The following is a 17,939-nucleotide window of genomic DNA, read 5'->3' on the forward strand; positions in this document are numbered from 1 at the left end:
GCTTAAAGCTGGCGTACTTTGTCTTCGGCCCATATTTGTTCAAAGACGTCACTAATGTCAAATTCATTCATGTGGGCAACATGGAAATTAAGCAGATCTAAATCGTACGATGGGTCAGTGTAAACCATACCTTGATTAATGGCGGCGACAATACGCTCAGCTTGGTCGCGAGTGTAATGGCTATTGTTTAGACGAGTTTCCCCTTGCAGTTGTTCACGCACCTGACTGACGACCATTTCATATTCTGTTTGCGTAAAGCCTGCGGCGACAGCGCGACGAATTTCGTTTTTGACGAGCTGTTGTGCTTTGTCGGCTTCACCTGCTGCAAGACCAGTCACTCGAATTTGGCTGACAAGTTGTTGGCTAAATAGACGTTCATTATCAACGTTTACGCTTGCCGTTGATTGCTCTTGTTCGAGTGCTTTGGCAATGCGTTGTTCAATCAACTTATTAGCAAGTAATGCCGTAAGCATGTCTTTACGCTGTTGTTTACTATCTGCGCCGGAGCCAAGTGGCTTAATCGTCAGTAATGCGAGCGAGTCATCGGCAATGATCTCTTGCGCTTGTGTAAAGGCATTTACTTTTTCAGCTAAGTTAATCGGCTTCACATTGTGGTTAGGCTGCCAGCTTGCAAACTGTTTAGTTATAAGCTGAATAATTTCGCGATTTTTAATGCCACCAGTAATTACCACGCTGATGTTATTTGGCTGGTAGTAACGAGTTTGATAACGATTCAAAGCATCGGTATCTAGGTTATCGGCACTTTGTACATCAAATGCACGCGTTGCTTTTCGCGCTGTTAGCTTATCGCCAGCAATTTGGCTGTTGTCTGTCAGCACTGATTGAGCACGTTCTAGCAATTCTTTGCTATTGAGTGTGATTGATTTGTTCGCTAGAGCGTTTTTTATCGCGGCCACGCTTTGTTCAATTTGAGAGAAATTTGCGTGAGGAAAATCAACACTGAATACTGTTTGATCGGAATCAGTGATTGCGTGCCAGTCAGTACCCGCGACGGTATTAATCGCCAAAGCACGAGCAACTGGCTGCAGCTGAGGCTCTTGATCCACACCAGAGCCGATACGAACACGGATAGAAACTTCGTCAGATGAACGGCTGGTGGGTAAAATTACGTATCGTAGACCATTATCAAGGCTCGCGATGGTCGCGTTTGATGGCATACTGATGTCGGTATTTTCATACCAGGTCGCGGGCCTATCATAGGCAAAGCTTGCAGGTGTAAATAATAGGGTCGCTGAAACAACAGCAGTTAATAGCGATTTAGACACATTTTGCTCCGTAAACATAGATTGATGTTTATTTCCATGTTCATAACTCTCGGTTTATCGAGAGGAGTGTTTGTATCTATCCTTGATTAAGAAGCCCTTGATTAAGAAGCGCGGGCATCGAAACACTCAAAAATATTGCGCGTAGCAATAGAACAGCTTTGAATAATTTGCGCGAATTTTCTACAAATCGAGCCAATTAGTCAACCGGAATTATGGTTGGAATGAATGTATCTTAATAGTGAGACGCGATGCCTTTTCAAAACACTAAACTTTAACGTATCGACTCGCACTTGCGAGAGACAATGGCTTGGCGAACCAATAGCCTTGTAGGTAGGTTACTCCCATATCGGTAAAAGCTCTTTGCATTTCAGCATCTTCGATGCCTTCGATGACAATAGAAATGCCATAGTTGTTACACAAGCTGGTAATAAACGACAGATATTCAAAGGTGACAGGATTTTCTAGCGAGCGCCAAGCCACTGATTTGTCGATCTTGATTTGCGATAGCGGTAAATCGAAAAAGCTGTTGAGTGAGCTATAGCCTGCGCCAAAATCGTCCAATGAAAGGTGAAAGCCGAGTTGCTTTAAGCGATGAATTTGAGCGATTGCATCTTTATTGTTATCAAGAATGATGGTTTCAGTGAGCTCAATCACTATCGAGCTTGCTTTGACTTGATAGGTCTCAAGAAGCAACATTAGCGTATCAGGGAAGTGTTCGGTTAAAAGTTGTAGTACAGAGACATTAATATTCACACGTACCCGATTTTCATGATGGTGTTGATAGCGCTGAATAAACTGACAAGCTTTTTCAAACACTAAGTAACCTAGGTCATTAATTAAACCCTTGCGCTCAGCCACACCAATAAATTCGTCAGGGTAAATTTCACCAAGATCTGCACTTCGCCAACGAACAAGTGTTTCAAAGCTGGCGACTTGTCCTGACTTACAACAAATAATTGGCTGGAATTTGACTGATAACTTGTTGTTGCGAAGTGAGTTTCCAAGTTCTTGCTCAATATAGAAATGACGATCGACTTGTTGTTTGGTGCTACCCACATAGACCTTTACCGTCCCGCCTTGAGCGTTAGCAAATTGACTGGTTTGAGCTGCGATTTTGACCAGTTCGTCAGCGTCAATGGAATCGCAAATATTGGGGTAAATACCAACATTGATGTCGGTTGCATAGAGAAAATCTATGGTTTTAACCGACTCACGGTACGCTTGGCATACACGCTCAGCAAGATCGTGTAATTCATGCTCTTGATACTTACCTCGCACCAGAATGGCAAAGTCATGTGATTGAATTCGGTATAAGTCGATAAATTGATCAGGAAATTTCCCCAGCGCACCAGTGAGGTGTGATAACAGGTTACGCATGATCTGCGAGCCATAAAGTGTTTGATATGAGCGAGTATTGCCAAGCTGAATGTACATTAAATGATGAGGTTGAGTGGCAAGACCTCGAAGGTTATCAATATCCATGGCGAGTTTTTGTTCATTAGACAGACCTGAAGACCCGTCTTTAAACGAGGTTTGCTGGACATAGTTTTCCATCAGCTTTTGATCAGAGATGTCTTTATGACAGCCAATCATAAACGTTTTACCATTGACAGTTTTGGTGATGGCGGTTCCTTCAAGCCACGTATATTGGCCATTAGTACAACGAACTCGGTATTGAACGGTGACACGTAGATCGTCTTCTTCAATATGTTCATCGACGCGTTGCTCTAAAGCTTTTTGATCCATAGGATGGACGAGCGCCAGCCAATTTTTGAGACAAGTGTGACCTGAAGACTCGATACCAAAGCGTTCATAAAACGTAGGGTTGTAGAAACAAACATGTTTGGTATCTGACATATAGAAGATGCCATCACTAAGCACATCAATCATGTGACGGAACTGGTTGTCCATTAGCGCATCAAGTTCGGCTCCTGATAAGCTCGTGGGTGCGCTTTGAGGGACATCGATGTGATCGATTCGCTCGACCTTGGGGTAAGGAGTAATACGGTTAATTGACTGCGACATGAATGTTGTAGCTACCTGCAAGCTTGGCTATACGCAAAGTTATAGTGACAGTATTACATAAAAGATAAACTCATTCATGCAACAGGGCTCTCAGTCCCATCATCTAATTTAAAAAGCTATACAATATAAGTAATTGGTTATATTGGTATAAGTGGCGTTTATAGCAAGTCATTTTGACAGTATGACTGTCTGAATAATTTGAGTGAGAGTGAGTGAAAGGGTTTGACGAGCAGTGAGTGATCAGTTGGTTGGAACTCGATACGCATCCAAAATGTTGTTCATCGTGCCGTCAGTTTTAATTTCTTTTAGTGCTTGATTAAACTGGAGTACAAAATCCTCTTTGAATTGAAAGCGATTGTTTGGATCATGGGTATAACCCAAGTAGCCATGTTCACTGCTAACCGATGTGGCAATCACGGGTGTCCAATCTTGATCTATCATCCCTTCGTCTTTCATCAACTTTAGTTCCCAAAGAATCGATAGGCGATCATTCATATAACAGTCAATACGATGTTTATATAAGTTCGTCATACTTGCTCGATTACTCTTTGCCTCTTTGATCAACATATCGCCTTGTGCAATCGCTTGCCAAAATGCATTACCTCCAAGTGCGTATGATTCGTTCACGCCAATAGTCAAGTCATGATAGTCAGCAGGCCAGTTCTGTGTGCGTCGGTTGGCAATAGTTTCAGGGCGACACATCACCACCACTTCTTCTCTTAAAATCGGCTCTGAATAAGGAGAGATGTATGAGCGCCGGTCTGAATAATAGTAAGGTGGGAAAAGTGCAAACCCTTCGCCGACCTGTAACATTTTTAGTCCTCGTTTCCATGGAAGTGGTTCGATAGTGACCGAATAATGTGGCATACGAGTAAAAGCTGCGGAAAGAATGTCGACATAAATGCCTTTAATTTCCCCTTTTTGAACATAACTGTAGGGTGGGTAAGCATCATCACCATAAATGGTGACATTGACCTTGGGGTTATAGGCAAAGGCACTATTGAGCATAGGGATAGACCATATCAGCAACAGGCTCCATTTTGACATACCGTTCCTCAGCGTTTTTCTACCTTTATTGTTAACTTTAGTTTATTAATCACACTTAAGAGATTAGACTCACGTTTTTGTGAACATTTCATTTAGGGTAAGTTATGTCTGAAGACCATCAACAAGGCGAAGAGATTGAGATCGAAGCGATCGGAATCGAAGTATCATCTCAACCTATTGAATTGTACAAAGTGTTTAAAATTGCCAATTTAGTCGGTGGTGGTGGTGAAGCAAAGCATCTCATTGCGGAAGGATACGTGGCGGTGAACGGCGAGCTTGAAACACGTAAGCGTCGTAAACTTTATGACGGGGACTTTTTCGAGTTCAATCAGGAATACTATGTTGTTGTTTGTGACGTACCAGTGAGTGAGACGAGTGATAAAACTCAAACTTCAACTTCTGTAGAAACACAGCCAACCAAACATGTAGAAACGCAACCAGCCAAACACGAGCCGAAAAATGTGGTTAGCGATGAAGAACCGGCGAGTTCTTTAAACAAAAAGAAAGGCAACGGCCGAGCTTCTATCGACTTTTTCTAGGCGCTTCATTTAGTCAGTTCTTCAATGATAGGACATTGACTACCAGAATCCCCCGGGCATGCAGAAACCCAGCTTTTAAGTTGGGTTTCTATCTCTTTAAGCTGAGCAATTTTGTGTTCAACTTCACGCAGCTTTTCTTTCGCTTTGGCTTTCACTTCGCTACTTTTTCGATTGTGGTTCTGAGCGAGTTGAACCAACTCTTTGCATTCAATTAATGAAAAACCAGCACTCTTAGCACGAGATACCAGCTTGAGTTCAACCACATGTTGTTGTGTGTAAACTCGATAGCCCGACTCGGTGCGTTGCGGGGAAGTGATGATTTGTTTCTCTTCATATAGACGAATCGACTTACTCGACAATCCGGTTAATTTTGCAATGTCACCAATATTCATGGGCTTCGGACTCTATCACGGTTTCTCTAATCGATAATTAGAATATCGATAGATATAACGAAAAACAATGACAATGTTTTTAAGCGGCGTAACAAAAAAGCACGCTCCACTGGCTATAGGAGAGTGCTTGTAGCTAAACGTCTATTTTGGACAGATAGGTTTAGGTTTCTTTATAGGTAGTAACGACCACCGATAGCCCATTTATCGTCTGCATCACGAGCATTGGCATCGTTAAGGTCAAATTGGTAGCCTGCGTAGCCGACGAAGTTTGGTGCAAAGTTGTATTCGACTTGTAATGCCACCTCTTCACGTGCAGTTTCAGTCACTTGTTGATAAGTACAACGGCGTTGTAATCAATACATCAACAACGACTGTTAACACCGTGATTAATTTCACGGGTTGAACTAAATCATCGTTTGCGTTAGATCAACAAAAGTTTGCTTGATTTGTTTAAATGTTCTAATAAAAGTTGAAACATTCAAAAAATATTGAATAATGGTATCAACAAAACAACAGAAGCATTAGCTTCAAAACATTGTCGTCTGAAACAGGAACATACCCATGTCGAACGCGTTTGTGCTGGTTATCAACTCTGGTAGCTCATCGTTAAAATTTGCAGTCATCGATTCACAATCAGGAGAAGCAATTGTGAGCGGCTTAGGTGAATGCTTTGGTTTGCCCGAAGCGGTCATTAGCTGGAAATACCAAGGCGAGAAAACCGAGCAGGCAATAAACGCCCCGGACAATCATCATCAGCACGCCATTAATCGAATCGTCGATTTAATAGCGACGTTAGATTTAACCAAAGATATTGTTGCCGTAGGCCACCGCATCGTTCATGGTGGAGAAAAATTCACCTCCACCGTTCGCATTGATAACGAAGTCTTGGCTGAAATCGAGAGCCTGTCTGACTTAGCGCCGCTGCACAACCCAGCCGGTGCTAAAGGTATTAAAGCCGCTATGCAGGCTTTCCCATCACTACCACAATTTGCCGTGTTCGATACCGCTTTCCACCAGACCATGCCGAAGAAAGCTTTTACTGGGGCGATTGCACAAGAGCTGTACACTGATCTCGGGGTGCGTCGTTACGGTTTCCACGGTACAAGCCACTATTTTGTTAGCCGTGAAGCCGCAAAAATGATCAATAAGCCAATAGAAAAGTCGAGCTTTATCTCTGTCCACCTTGGCAATGGCGCGTCGGTTTGTGCAATTAAAGACGGCCAGAGTATCGATACCTCGATGGGCTTCACTCCGTTGTCTGGTTTAATGATGGGTACACGTTGTGGCGACTTAGACCCTGGTATCATTGAATACCTTCTTAAGAAAGGTTGGTCTCAGGAGAAGGTGTTTAACTCACTCAATAAAGAGTCTGGTTTCTTAGGTGTGTCAGGTTTAACTAGTGATGCCCGCGGTATTCTAGACGCGATGGAACAGGGCCACGAAGGGGCGACGCTGGCGTTCCAAGTATTTACTTACCGTGTTGCCAAATACGTCGCTTCCTATCTTGCGGCATTAGATTCGTTAGATGGCATCATTTTTACCGGTGGTATCGGTGAGAATGCACTGCCAATTCGCCGCGAGATCTTAAACAACCTCAAACTGCTCGGTTTCGTTGAAGATGAGGCAGGAAATGAAGCTGCACGCTTTGGCGCGGCAGGGGTCATCGCAAAATCTGAGATGCTCAACGCGGTAGCGTTAGTTGTCCCGACTAATGAAGAATACGTTATTGCCCAACAGTCGGTAGAATTGCTTTAAGTTATTAATACTAAAATATTTTAAAATGAGACCAAGTGACTTATGCTTGTAAGTTAAGCATGACTAACTTCTTCTTTGAGGCCTTGTTGCATTGCGACAAGGCCTCTTTTTACTGCTCTCGGATAGGCTCGTTCTGGTTTTTGGCACCGAAAATTATTCATGAGCCTTTAATCTAGGTAGCTAATATTGCGTTTGGAATTAGCTCTTATTTGATCTGTGGATAAATGTATAATCGACAGCACTTTAAAACCATCTGAGTAATGTTAATCAACTCATAGCAATGGATTATTGATGAAATTACAAAAAATCGACAAGCAGCTATACCGTTCACGTTTGAATGTCGTCATTGTATCGTGTATCGCCGTTTTTGCGGTATCTAGTCTGGCATTCTCTCAAGCGCTAATTTATGTTTTCCCATCAGAATCTGGTTCTCACTTTCATTGGAACCTACTCGGTGTCGTGGTAAGCGCAATAGGACTGGTGGCGACATTAGTTAAGTTAAAAACACACCCGAAAATGCGTGAAGTATCGTATGTTTGGGATCTAAAACAGGTGTTGAACTTAATTTATCGTAAGAACAGAGTGCTTAAAGCTGCGGCAAAAGCGGGTAATGTCGATGCGATGTTAGCCCTTCAGTTTAGCTATGATGGCTCTCGCCAGCTTTGGCAATTAGACGACAACACCCTGACTTTAAATAGCTTGGAAAGCGCTCAAAGTGAACTCGATGGTTGGGTTCAAGAGCACGGCATTATATTAGATATTTCAGGTTTTCGTTCGGAGATTCTAAAGTCGTTTTAGGCTGTGACAAAGTTGCTTGCATTAGTGTTAGCGGAGTACCAAAACCATTATGTTACATAGCACTAAACGGCGATGTGAGAGTTGCGTTTGGAGTTATTGACGAACTATAAAGCGAGTCTAGATAGGCTCGCTTTATTATTATACATCACTATTTCTGTTGAAGACCAAATCACATATTCTACTTGGTCTGAGCACATGTTCATCCGCTATTTGAAAGCGGTACGCTATCATAGTGTTGTACACGCCCCGGTGTTTCAGTAAACACGCATCACTATCGTTGGTCTCTTCTGCCCACGTTTGTTGCATAAATGGCATCAAACTCGCTGCGCTGTGAGCAAACATAATCATTCGCCACTTTACTTCTACCATGTTCTTGATTGAATTGCTCCGCGAGCTGAGAAATGAGCGCTTCGATTTCACCTACTTAATATCGGTTGTCGCTTGTTGAACTCAATATTAACTAAATAATCAATTAGATGGTAAGTTTAGACTAAAGTCATAATTAATGCTGAACGATAAATAGATAGTTTTTAGTTAGTTCTAAAGATAATGACAATTATAGTATTTAAGTGTGGTGCTACATTAAGACTAAAGTTAAATGCAAAAATAACAGTAAAATTATCCTCATTGACTAAGTTCTCTATTGATAATGATGCTGTTTAAATAGTGATTAGACTTAACTGTTTCTATGCAACACTGTTTTTATCCATAGAAAACAACACTATAGCTTATTACTGATAATAACGATGAACAAGGAAAGTCCTGTAAAAACAGTTGCTTAAGTGAAATTAACATGGTTATAACATTTCATTCCATATGAGATCTTGTTCAACCTTATGCATTTTATTCAATAAAATATTTGAAGTGTAATAAATAAGGTTTAGTTTAAATAATATAAAGACGACGTAAGTCTTAGATGATTATTAATAACGTTTGTTGGTGCTTTGTATCGAGCACTGTTCAATTTATATCAATGAATACATAAATTGCTGTAAGGAATGGAGTCTCTTGATGAAGAAAATCGCTTTGATCACTGGATCAAAAGGCGGAATTGGTTCTGCTATCTCAACGCAACTAGTCGAAGATGGGTATCGCATTATTGCTACTTACTACACGGGTAATTATCAATGCGCACTTGACTGGTTCAACGCTAAGGGTTTTACCGAACAACAGGTACGATTGTTTGAACTTGATGTAACTGATACCGAGCAGTGCGCTCAACGTTTATCTGCATTGCTTGAAGAAGAAGGTACCGTGGATGTTGTGGTAAATAATGCAGGTATCACACGTGATTGTACATTTAAGAAGATGGATGCTTCAGCTTGGAAGGACGTTATCGAGACTAATCTGAACAGTGTTTTCAATGTCACTCAACCATTGTTTGCTGCGATGTGTGAAAAAGGTCATGGACGAGTGATTAATATCTCATCGGTTAACGGCCTCAAGGGGCAGTTTGGGCAAACAAATTACTCGGCGGCAAAGGCTGGCATGATTGGTTTTTCAAAAGCATTGGCTGCTGAAGGTGCTCGCAGTGGAGTTACCGTTAACGTTGTTGCTCCCGGTTACACAGCCACACCAATGGTTGAAGAGATGAACGCCGAAGTTCTTGAATCGATTAAAGCGCAGATTCCGATGCGTCGCTTAGCCACACCTCATGAAATTGCTCAGTCAGTCTCTTTTTTAGTCAGTGAAGCCGGTGCCTACATAACAGGGGAAACGCTCTCTGTAAACGGCGGCTTATACATGCATTAAAGGAATAATCATGGAACGTATTTTTATTGTTGGGGCTAAGCGCACGCCTATCGGTTCTTTTGGTGGCTCATTAAAAGATATCTCTGCTGGAAACTTGGCCTCTATCGCGATTAAAGCCGCGCTATCGGAAAGTGGCGTATCGGTTGATTGCATTGATGAAGTCATTGTTGGCAATGTGATTAGTGCTGGGCAGGGTATGGGGGTTGGACGACAAGCGGCGCTCTTCGCTGGTATTCCACATCAAGTACCTGCGTACTCACTTAACATGGTATGCGGTAGCGGTATGAAAGCGGTGATGGATGCGGCTAGTCATATTAAAGCTGGAGATGCGCAAGTGGTCGTTGCTGCCGGTGTTGAGGTCATGTCACAAATTCCTTTTACTGTGCCAGCGAGTATCCGTGACGGAAACAAGATGGGCAATATGACCCTGACTGATCTGCTTATTAATGATGGGCTGACCGACGCTTACAACCAGTACCATATGGGCGTGACGGCTGAAAACGTAGCTAAACAGGTGGGTATTAGCCGAGAGCAACAAGATGAATACGCACTAGCGAGTCAGCTCAAAGCCGTCTCTGCCATTGAAGCTGGAAAGTTCAAGCAAGAAATTGTGTCGGTGGATGTTAAAAAGCGCCGTGAAATCGTAACTTTTGATACCGATGAATACCCAAAACCAGAGGCAACCATTAGTGGTTTATCTCGACTTCGTCCAGCGTTTGATCGCGATGGAACGGTCACTGCGGGCAACGCGTCTGGAATCAATGACGGTGCCAGTGCCATTGTGATTGCAAGTGAATCGGCACTGAATAAGTACAATCTCACTCCTCTTGCCGAGGTCGTCAGTTACGCTCAATCGGGTTTGGAGCCTGAAATTATGGGTTTAGGACCTGTCGAGGCAGTGACCAAGGCGTTGGCAAAAGCACAGCTCACCACTGACGATATCGATCTCTACGAGCTTAATGAGGCATTCGCTGCGCAAGCGCTGGGTGTGATACACAAACTTGCTGAGACGCATCAGGTGTCAGTTTCATCAATTCTAGACAAAGCAAACTTAAACGGTGGGGCAATTGCATTAGGTCACCCCCTTGGTGCGTCGGGTAACCGAATTTTAGTCTCACTTGTACACGAACTAAATCGCGAAGCGCGTCAATATGGTGTGGCTTCGCTTTGTGTCGGTGGTGGTATGGGTACTGCTGTCGTAATTAAATCAATTAGTTAACTATTCATAAATGGACTTACTTTAGGAGTAACACGCATGTACACAGATTTTTTTAAAACATTTACTGATCAAACAGAACAAACTTTAGCGCCGTATGCGAAATTCAACAAACTTGTGACGAAAAATGTTGAAGTACTGACGGAGCTTCAGCTCAATGCTATTCGTACTTACAGTGAAATGGGTTTAACGCAAATGAAAGCGGCGAGTGAAGTGAGAGACGTGACGTCACTGACTGCGTTTAATAGCCAGCAGTTGAGCGTACTGACTAAGTTATCTCAACAGATGATGGACGATAGCAATAAGTTACAATCGATTGCCAAAGAGTTCAAAGATGATGTTGAGCAGATGACATCGGAAAACCTTAAGACAGTGACTCCTGCATAACACTGACTTGTTTTGCCGCCGAAAGGCGGCATTTTTCCGATCTTAGGAGTAGTATTATGTTACAGCACTTCTTTTCGGACTACCTTGTTAAGCTTCAAGAAACCAATCAAAAATGGTGGGATGATCTCGAGCTCAGCAGGGCAGCCGCAAACACCCCTCTCAATAAAGCAATGCAAGAAGTCAATTTTGAAGATAGCGCCAAACTGTTTGAAAATGCGGCGAATCAACCGGCTGCATTGTTAAAGTTACAAGCCGAATGGTGGCAACAACAGCTGCAAATTTGGCAAAATGTTGTACTAGCAGGCAACACAGAACAAGAGTTCATTTCGGCAGAAAAGGGCGATAAACGTTTTTCTCATCAAGAATGGAAAAACGACCTATTTTATAATTTTATTAAACAGTCCTATTTATTGTTTAGTAAAACTTACCTCGATACGATAGAGAGCATTGAAGGCTTAGATGAAAAAAGCAAAGAAAGGATCAGCTTTTTTTCACGTCAAGCCATTAACGCGCTATCGCCAAGTAACTATATAGCCACCAACCCTGAACTGCTTAAACTGACGTTAGAGCAAAATGGTCAAAACTTACTGATCGGTCTTGAGCAACTTAAGCAAGACGTAGAGTCAAGTGCAGATATCCTTAAGATCCGTATGACGAATAACAATGCGTTCCGCATTGGTGAGGATGTGGCCAATACACCGGGTGATGTGGTTTACCGTAACGAGCTGTTCGAACTTATTCAATATCGTCCGCTGACGGAAACCGTCAATGCAACACCGCTGCTGATTGTTCCGCCATTTGTGAATAAATACTACATCCTTGATTTGCGTGAAAAAAATTCGATGGTGCGCTGGCTTTTGCAACAAGGCCACTGTGTATTTATGATTTCTTGGCGTAATCCAGGTGAAGCGCAGCGTGAGGTAGAATTTGGTGACTATGTTACGGAAGGCGTTGCCAAAGCAGTTTCAGCCATTGAGGACATTACTGGTCAGGAGCAAGTTAACGCTGCAGGGTATTGTATTGGTGGCACCGTGTTGGCAAGCACTATTGCTTACTATGCGGCCAAGCGAATGAAAAAACGCATTAAGAGCGCTACGTTTTTTACCACTCTGCTCGATTTCTCTCAACCTGGAGAGGTGGGTGCTTATATCAACGACACCATCATCAATGCGATTGAACTGCAAAATAACGCCAAAGGCTATATGGATGGTCGTTCTTTAAGCGTCACCTTTAGTCTTCTGCGTGAAAACAGTTTGTACTGGAACTACTACGTTGATAACTACCTTAAAGGGCAAAGCCCAGTAGATTTTGACCTCTTGTACTGGAACAGCGACAGCACCAATGTGGCAGCAGCAACCCACAATTTTATGCTGCGTGAACTTTATCTCAATAACAAGTTGGTCCAAGACAAAGGCGTCAAAATTGGTGGTGTCTGGATTGATCTCAATAAGATCAAAGTTTCCAGTTATTTTGTCTCCACCAAAGAAGACCATATTGCGTTGTGGCAAGGGACTTACCGTGGTGCGCTTAATGTTGGTGGCAATAAAACCTTTGTTCTTGGTGAATCTGGCCATATTGCCGGAATCATAAACCATCCAGACAAAGGCAAATATGGTTACTGGGTTAATGACTCTTTAGACGATAACGCCGATGAATGGCTAGCTAATGCCGCGCACAATGAAGGTTCGTGGTGGACGCATTGGAATCAATGGCTACTTGGATTTAGTCCTGAAGAAAAAGTTGAACCGTGCAGTGTTGGCAGTGAGCAATTTCCGTCACTGGAAGCTGCGCCCGGTGGGTATGTTAAGCAAGTTCTGCCAATTAAAGCTTAATATAATTAAGTCTAGGTCGCGTCATTGAGAGCCTCTAGTTTTTTCTAGGGGCTTTTGTTTGTAATCAAGGACGGGATCTGGTTAATTATCTGAGCAAGAAAAGATCAACTGTTTGGCACGGGTAGGGAAATAGAATGAAAACCATTGGTGTTATTGGTGGAATGAGCTGGGAATCGACCGCAACGTATTATCGTTATCTCAATGAGCAAATCAAACGACGTATGGGTGGATTACATTCAGCCAAAGTGATCATTAATAGCGTTGATTTTGCCGAAATCGAGCAATTACAGCGGTGCGGCGATTGGCAAACCAGTGGCGAGGTCTTGACGCAAGCGGCATTGTCTTTACAACATGCGGGCGCCGATTTTTTTCTTATCGCAACCAACACTATGCATAAAGTCGCGAGTCAAATTGAGCAGTCAGTTTCGATTCCGTTATTGCATATTGCTGACGCAACCGGACAAGAGCTACAGCGTCAAAACATAACTAAGGTAGGGTTACTAGGTACGGCGTTTACCATGGAGCAAGATTTCTATAAACAAAGGCTGATCGACAAATACGCTATAGATGTCGTGGTGCCTAATGGGGCGCAGCGTAAGCGGGTTCATGATGTTATTTACAATGAACTCTGTCTTGGACAAATCCATCGCCATTCGAAAAATGATTACTGCGCGATTATTGAAGATCTTGCCGGCAATGGGGCGCAAGGGGTCATTTTAGGTTGTACAGAAATCGGTTTATTGGTCGAGCAAACTGATAGCCAAGTTCCCTTGTTTGACACGGTACAAATTCATGCTCTGGCCGCCGTTGAACAAGCGCTGAAATAAATGCTTATTTCAGCGTTCGATGCTAGCTGATGGGTAAGTCTAAACTTGCGCCCCATTCAGTCCAAGAACCGTCATAAACCACTAAGTTCTGATAACCACAAATGTGAGCGGCAAGTAAGACAATACAGGCGGTAACGCCTGATCCACAGCTAAAAATAGTTTGTTGTGCTTGATTAGACAAGGTGCTCGATAAAACACGCTCAAGCTCTTGATTCGGCTTGAACTTGTGTCCATCGACCAATTCGGCAAATGGGAGGCAAACTGAATTTGGAATATGGCCACTACGAACGCCCACTCGCGGTTCTTTCACTTTACCGTCAAAGCGTGCACGACCACGAGCGTCCACCGTGAGACTGGCCTGATTGTCGATATTAGCTAATACATACTTGGCATCAACAAAGTAATTAGGATCAAGCTTGCCTGAGAAGTTACCTGCTAGCTTATTCTCTACATAGGATTGGCTAAGTTCTAAGCCTTGCTTCTTCCACTCAGTCAAGCCACCATCAAGCACATAAACCTGTTTATGCCCCATGGCTTTTAGCATCCACCACGCTCGGGGCGACGCGAAAGTGCCGCTGTTATCATAAACGACAATTAGCGAATCAGAATTTAATCCTAATTGGCGTGCAAGTTGATTGAAACGCGCTTCGCTGGGCATCATATGCGGTAATTGAGATTCGGGATCGCAAAAAACCGTGTCATAGTCGAATCGGCGCGCTCCTGGAATAAGGTTGACGCGGTCTTTTTCGACTTCTCCAGGGATCTGAAAATCGATGCTGGCATCAAGTACAACCAATTGCGGGTTGTTGCTCTGCTGCATAAGCCACTGAGGGCTGACTAGAGGTGACATTATTATTCCTTTAATTATCGAGCCTGATTACATTGTACAAGCTGGTAAGTGACAATGTCACTAAACAAGCTTTGCTTTTGTAAGATATATACGTCAGAGCCATCAGGACAATCCGTTTTTGGGTCGACTTGCACAAGCATGAGTTGTTGTTTGGTTTTAATATTCAAAAACAGTCGATGCCCGTCTAAAGACTGAGTTAATGTTTGCGACACAACAATGCCTTCGAAGTGTTCATTGTTCGGTGTTTTTATCCCTAGCAATAACGCAAGTAGCACACAAGCAAGGGCAAGGGCAGCGAGATAGTATTTTGGACTGTTCATCGTTTTACTCTCGCGGCTCCGTAACTATGCACACACTGGGCAAGTTGGCATTTTCATTAAGTTCATTTCACGCCACGACATCGTTAGCGCATCTAACATGAGGATTTTGCCTTTTTTCGCGTTTCCGTAATTAGCGATAACCTTGATGGCTTCCATTGCCTGAACTGCGCCAATAATTCCCACCACAGGTGACATGACGCCAGCTTCCACACAACTTAAAGCGTTGTTACCAAAAAGGGCGCTTAAGCACTGATAACAAGGTTCAGTTGGGTCTTGATAAGTAAAGACGCTCACTTGTCCTTCCATACGAATGGCGGCGCCAGAGACCAGCGAAATTTTATGTGCAAAGCAGATCTTGTTGAGCTGATTGCGTGTCTCGACATTATCCGATGCATCAACGACTAAGCTATGAGCTTGGATTAAGGTGCTAAGTTCATCATCATTCAAACGGCGATCTATGGTCTCTAGCTTAAGGTAGGGATTGAGTTGTTTGAGTGAATGTGCCGCTGACACGACTTTTTTTGTGCCTATATCAGCGTCATGATGCAAAACTTGACGCTGTAGGTTCGATAATTCTACAACGTCATCATCAATTAAAGTCAGCTTACCAATACCGGCAGCAGCCAAGTATTGACTTGACGCGCAGCCTAAGCCTCCAGCGCCAAGGATCAAGATTGAGCTCTGCTTTAACGCTTCCTGGCCGTCAAAATCAAACTGTTTAAGGATGATTTGGCGGTTGTAGCGCAGCATCTCTGGATCAGAAAGAATTTCCACAAACACCTCTAGTAGAGTGTTGCATTGAAAAGTTGAATATTGACGGTTTCGCCCACTTCAACCCGTCCACGCTCGCGTTCTAGCACCACAAAACAATTGGCAAGGCTCATTGAACGAAACGCGCCCGAGCTTTGATTTCCCGTTGTCTCAACAACAAACTGGCCATTTTCAATCGAATAGATGCCACGCTGATAATCGGTGCGACCAGGTGCCTTTTTAAACGCGCTGCGAGTAATCGCAGGGATAGACTGTGGTGCTTTCCACTCGCTGTGTCCGCCAAGTTTAGCCAGTAAAGGTTGAACCAATACGTACATTGTCAGTACCGCCGAAACTGGGTTGCCGGGAAGGCCGCAGAACCAAGCGGTAGACAGTTTACCAAACGCAAATGGCTTACCAGGTTTGATAGCCAGCTTCCAAAATCCAATTTGGCCCAGTTGCTCAAGGATGTCTTTAGTGTAATCGGCTTCACCAACACTTACGCCACCAGAGGTCACCACCACGTCTGCAAGGGTTTGCGCTTTTTCAAACGTCGCTTCGAGCGTTTTAGGGCAATCGGGAATGATGCCGAGATCGATCGCTTCACAGCCAAAATTTTCAATCAATGGCTTAATGCCGTAACGATTACTATCGTATATCTGGCCTTCAATTAAGGGCTCACCGAGCGGCTTGAGTTCGTCACCAGTTGAGAAAAAAGCCACCCGAGGTTTACGCACGACAGTGACATGGCTAATGCCTAAAGTCGCGATCATTGGAATATCACGTGCGGTCAAACGAGCGCCTTTCAGCAATACGACATCGCCTTGTTTAATATCATCACCGGTAGGCCGGATATTGTTGTTTGGCTTTACGTCGATTTGGTTGAATTGAACACCAGCGTCGGTGACCTCGGTATTTTCTTGCATGATGACCGCATCACAACCGAGTGGAATTTTGGCTCCGGTCATAATTCGCACGCAACTCCCTTGTGGCCAATCGCCTTCAAAAGGTTGCCCTGCGAATGACTTACCCGCGACAGGCATGACTTGCTGATTGGCTAAATCGGCAATACGAATCGCATAGCCATCCATCGCTGAATTATCGAATGGCGGCACAAAAATTGGCGACTGAATCTCTTCGGCGAGAACATAACCAATGGCATCGGCAATCGGCAGTTGTAAAGTAGTTTGGATAGGTGTGATTGGCGACAACATCTTTTCCATCGCTTCTTCAATTGGCATCAAGCCTGGTGCGTCACAGCAGCCCATATTTGAATCCTAATTTTGTTCTTTTTTATTGTTGTTAGCCACTTTACCACAATATCAAATCGGCAATAATGACCCCTGTAAAATATGGGTGTAATTATTCAAAAATCCGAGTATCCTTGTCAGCCATCCTAAAGGGGTAATTAAGAGGAAGTGGAATGTCAGGTCTTAGCGAATCCGCAATATTGGTCAAAGATGCGCTAGAAAGCCGTGGATTAGAGACGCCAATGGCGGCTAATCAATTCAGCCGAGAAGAGAAAAAAGAAAAAATTCAGCATCATATGCGTGAAATTCTCTCTTTACTAGAGCTTGACCTAACGGACGATAGCCTTGAAGAAACACCGCAACGTATAGCAAAAATGTACGTTGATGAGATCTTCTCTGGGCTAGACTACGCCAACTTTCCAAAAATCACGGTAATCGAAAACAAGATGAACGTCAGTGAAATGGTTCGTGTAAAAGACATCACGGTAACCAGCACTTGTGAACATCACCTTGTTACTATCGATGGCCGCGCCGCAGTGGCTTATATTCCGCGTGGCAAGATCATCGGTTTGTCGAAGATCAATCGTATTGTTCGTTTCTTCGCTCAGCGCCCTCAGGTGCAAGAACGCATGACACAGCAGATTTTGGTCGCACTACAAACCTTGCTTGAGTCTGACGATGTTGCTGTCACGATTGATGCGACCCATTATTGTGTCAAGTCACGTGGTGTCATGGATGCAACCAGTGAAACGACGACAACTGCTTTAGGTGGTATTTTTAAATCAAATTCCGCGACCCGTCATGAGTTCCTACACGGAATTCGCTAGGGAAACTGCTGCGATTTAACCAATTCAAACCGCTTCATTTTTGAGGCGGTTTTACTTTTTCTGCCAGGACAAGCTTTCTGGCGAGT

General features: G+C 43.5%; 17 protein-coding genes and 1 pseudogene. 9 read left to right on the forward strand and 9 right to left on the reverse strand.

What is annotated here, in order from left to right; all coding sequences use genetic code 11:
* Window positions 1-2 precede the first annotated feature (2 nt).
* From ViNHUV68_RS18495 to ViNHUV68_RS18505, 3 genes are all read right to left on the reverse strand, one after another.
* On the reverse strand, window positions 3-1,286 hold the full coding sequence (locus tag ViNHUV68_RS18495) for an insulinase family protein (RefSeq protein ID WP_391090581.1): 1,284 nt from the start codon (window positions 1,284-1,286) through the stop codon (window positions 3-5).
* Between the two features lie 264 nt (window positions 1,287-1,550).
* The gene (locus tag ViNHUV68_RS18500; protein ID WP_391090583.1) at window positions 1,551-3,311 is read right to left on the reverse strand and encodes an EAL domain-containing protein; all 1,761 of its coding nucleotides are present in this window, start codon (window positions 3,309-3,311) and stop codon (window positions 1,551-1,553) included.
* 240 nt (window positions 3,312-3,551) lie between these two features.
* Window positions 3,552-4,358 carry a transporter substrate-binding domain-containing protein gene (locus ViNHUV68_RS18505; protein WP_391090585.1) on the reverse strand — a complete coding sequence of 269 codons (807 nt, stop codon included), beginning with the start codon at window positions 4,356-4,358 and terminating at the stop codon, window positions 3,552-3,554.
* 104 nt (window positions 4,359-4,462) lie between these two features.
* Here ViNHUV68_RS18505 and ViNHUV68_RS18510 point away from each other — a divergent pair, with 104 nt between their 5' ends.
* Window positions 4,463-4,897, forward strand: coding sequence for an RNA-binding S4 domain-containing protein (locus ViNHUV68_RS18510; RefSeq protein ID WP_391090587.1), 435 nt, complete (start codon window positions 4,463-4,465; stop codon window positions 4,895-4,897).
* Between the two features lie 5 nt (window positions 4,898-4,902).
* Here the strand turns inward: ViNHUV68_RS18510 and cueR are convergent, their stop codons facing one another.
* Together cueR and ViNHUV68_RS18520 are read right to left on the reverse strand one after the other, a co-directional pair.
* Complete coding sequence (cueR, locus tag ViNHUV68_RS18515) at window positions 4,903-5,289, reverse strand: Cu(I)-responsive transcriptional regulator (protein WP_038176467.1); 387 nt, start codon at window positions 5,287-5,289, stop codon at window positions 4,903-4,905.
* Between the two features lie 170 nt (window positions 5,290-5,459).
* Window positions 5,460-5,612 (reverse strand): annotated as a pseudogene (locus tag ViNHUV68_RS18520) (porin); the annotation flags it as partial.
* Window positions 5,613-5,850: 238 nt separating this feature from the next.
* Between ViNHUV68_RS18520 and ViNHUV68_RS18525 the strand changes: the two are divergent.
* From ViNHUV68_RS18525 to ViNHUV68_RS18555, 7 genes are all read left to right on the forward strand, one after another.
* On the forward strand, window positions 5,851-7,044 hold the full coding sequence (locus ViNHUV68_RS18525; RefSeq protein WP_038176469.1) for an acetate/propionate family kinase: 1,194 nt from the start codon (window positions 5,851-5,853) through the stop codon (window positions 7,042-7,044).
* A gap of 291 nt (window positions 7,045-7,335) precedes the next feature.
* Window positions 7,336-7,842, forward strand: a complete 507-nt coding sequence (locus tag ViNHUV68_RS18530) for a DUF3087 domain-containing protein (RefSeq protein WP_038176471.1) — start codon at window positions 7,336-7,338, stop codon at window positions 7,840-7,842.
* A gap of 1,011 nt (window positions 7,843-8,853) precedes the next feature.
* On the forward strand, window positions 8,854-9,594 hold the full coding sequence (locus ViNHUV68_RS18535; protein WP_391090589.1) for a 3-oxoacyl-ACP reductase: 741 nt from the start codon (window positions 8,854-8,856) through the stop codon (window positions 9,592-9,594).
* A 10-nt stretch (window positions 9,595-9,604) separates the two neighbouring features.
* Window positions 9,605-10,813 (forward strand): acetyl-CoA C-acyltransferase, encoded by a 1,209-nt coding sequence (locus tag ViNHUV68_RS18540; protein WP_391090591.1) that lies wholly within the window; start codon window positions 9,605-9,607, stop codon window positions 10,811-10,813.
* Window positions 10,814-10,849: 36 nt separating this feature from the next.
* The gene (locus ViNHUV68_RS18545) at window positions 10,850-11,197 is read left to right on the forward strand and encodes a phasin family protein (RefSeq protein WP_100753929.1); all 348 of its coding nucleotides are present in this window, start codon (window positions 10,850-10,852) and stop codon (window positions 11,195-11,197) included.
* A gap of 56 nt (window positions 11,198-11,253) precedes the next feature.
* Window positions 11,254-13,029 carry a class I poly(R)-hydroxyalkanoic acid synthase gene (phaC, locus tag ViNHUV68_RS18550; protein ID WP_391090593.1) on the forward strand — a complete coding sequence of 592 codons (1,776 nt, stop codon included), beginning with the start codon at window positions 11,254-11,256 and terminating at the stop codon, window positions 13,027-13,029.
* 134 nt (window positions 13,030-13,163) lie between these two features.
* Window positions 13,164-13,856, forward strand: a complete 693-nt coding sequence (locus ViNHUV68_RS18555; protein WP_038176481.1) for an aspartate/glutamate racemase family protein — start codon at window positions 13,164-13,166, stop codon at window positions 13,854-13,856.
* Window positions 13,857-13,878: 22 nt separating this feature from the next.
* Here ViNHUV68_RS18555 and ViNHUV68_RS18560 read toward each other — a convergent pair whose 3' ends face one another.
* From ViNHUV68_RS18560 to moeA, 4 genes are read right to left on the reverse strand one after another with little or no spacing between them, the layout of a single operon-like run.
* Window positions 13,879-14,709 carry a rhodanese-like domain-containing protein gene (locus ViNHUV68_RS18560; RefSeq protein ID WP_391091868.1) on the reverse strand — a complete coding sequence of 277 codons (831 nt, stop codon included), beginning with the start codon at window positions 14,707-14,709 and terminating at the stop codon, window positions 13,879-13,881.
* Window positions 14,710-14,720: 11 nt separating this feature from the next.
* Window positions 14,721-15,026, reverse strand: a complete 306-nt coding sequence (locus ViNHUV68_RS18565; protein ID WP_391090595.1) for a hypothetical protein — start codon at window positions 15,024-15,026, stop codon at window positions 14,721-14,723.
* 24 nt (window positions 15,027-15,050) lie between these two features.
* Entirely contained in the window at window positions 15,051-15,800 is a 750-nt protein-coding gene (gene moeB / locus ViNHUV68_RS18570) for a molybdopterin-synthase adenylyltransferase MoeB (RefSeq protein ID WP_391090597.1), read from the reverse strand.
* An 8-nt stretch (window positions 15,801-15,808) separates the two neighbouring features.
* Complete coding sequence (gene moeA, locus ViNHUV68_RS18575) at window positions 15,809-17,044, reverse strand: molybdopterin molybdotransferase MoeA (protein WP_391090599.1); 1,236 nt, start codon at window positions 17,042-17,044, stop codon at window positions 15,809-15,811.
* A 155-nt stretch (window positions 17,045-17,199) separates the two neighbouring features.
* On the opposite strand from moeA, the gene folE reads away from it, so the two are divergent.
* A complete protein-coding gene (gene folE, locus ViNHUV68_RS18580; protein WP_038176488.1) occupies window positions 17,200-17,853 on the forward strand; it encodes a GTP cyclohydrolase I FolE in 654 nt (217 codons plus the stop codon).
* Window positions 17,854-17,939: the final 86 nt, after the last annotated feature.

This window comes from Vibrio sp. NH-UV-68 (assembly GCF_042940635.1).
In the GTDB taxonomy this organism is placed as follows: Bacteria; Pseudomonadota; Gammaproteobacteria; order Enterobacterales; family Vibrionaceae; genus Vibrio; species Vibrio pacinii.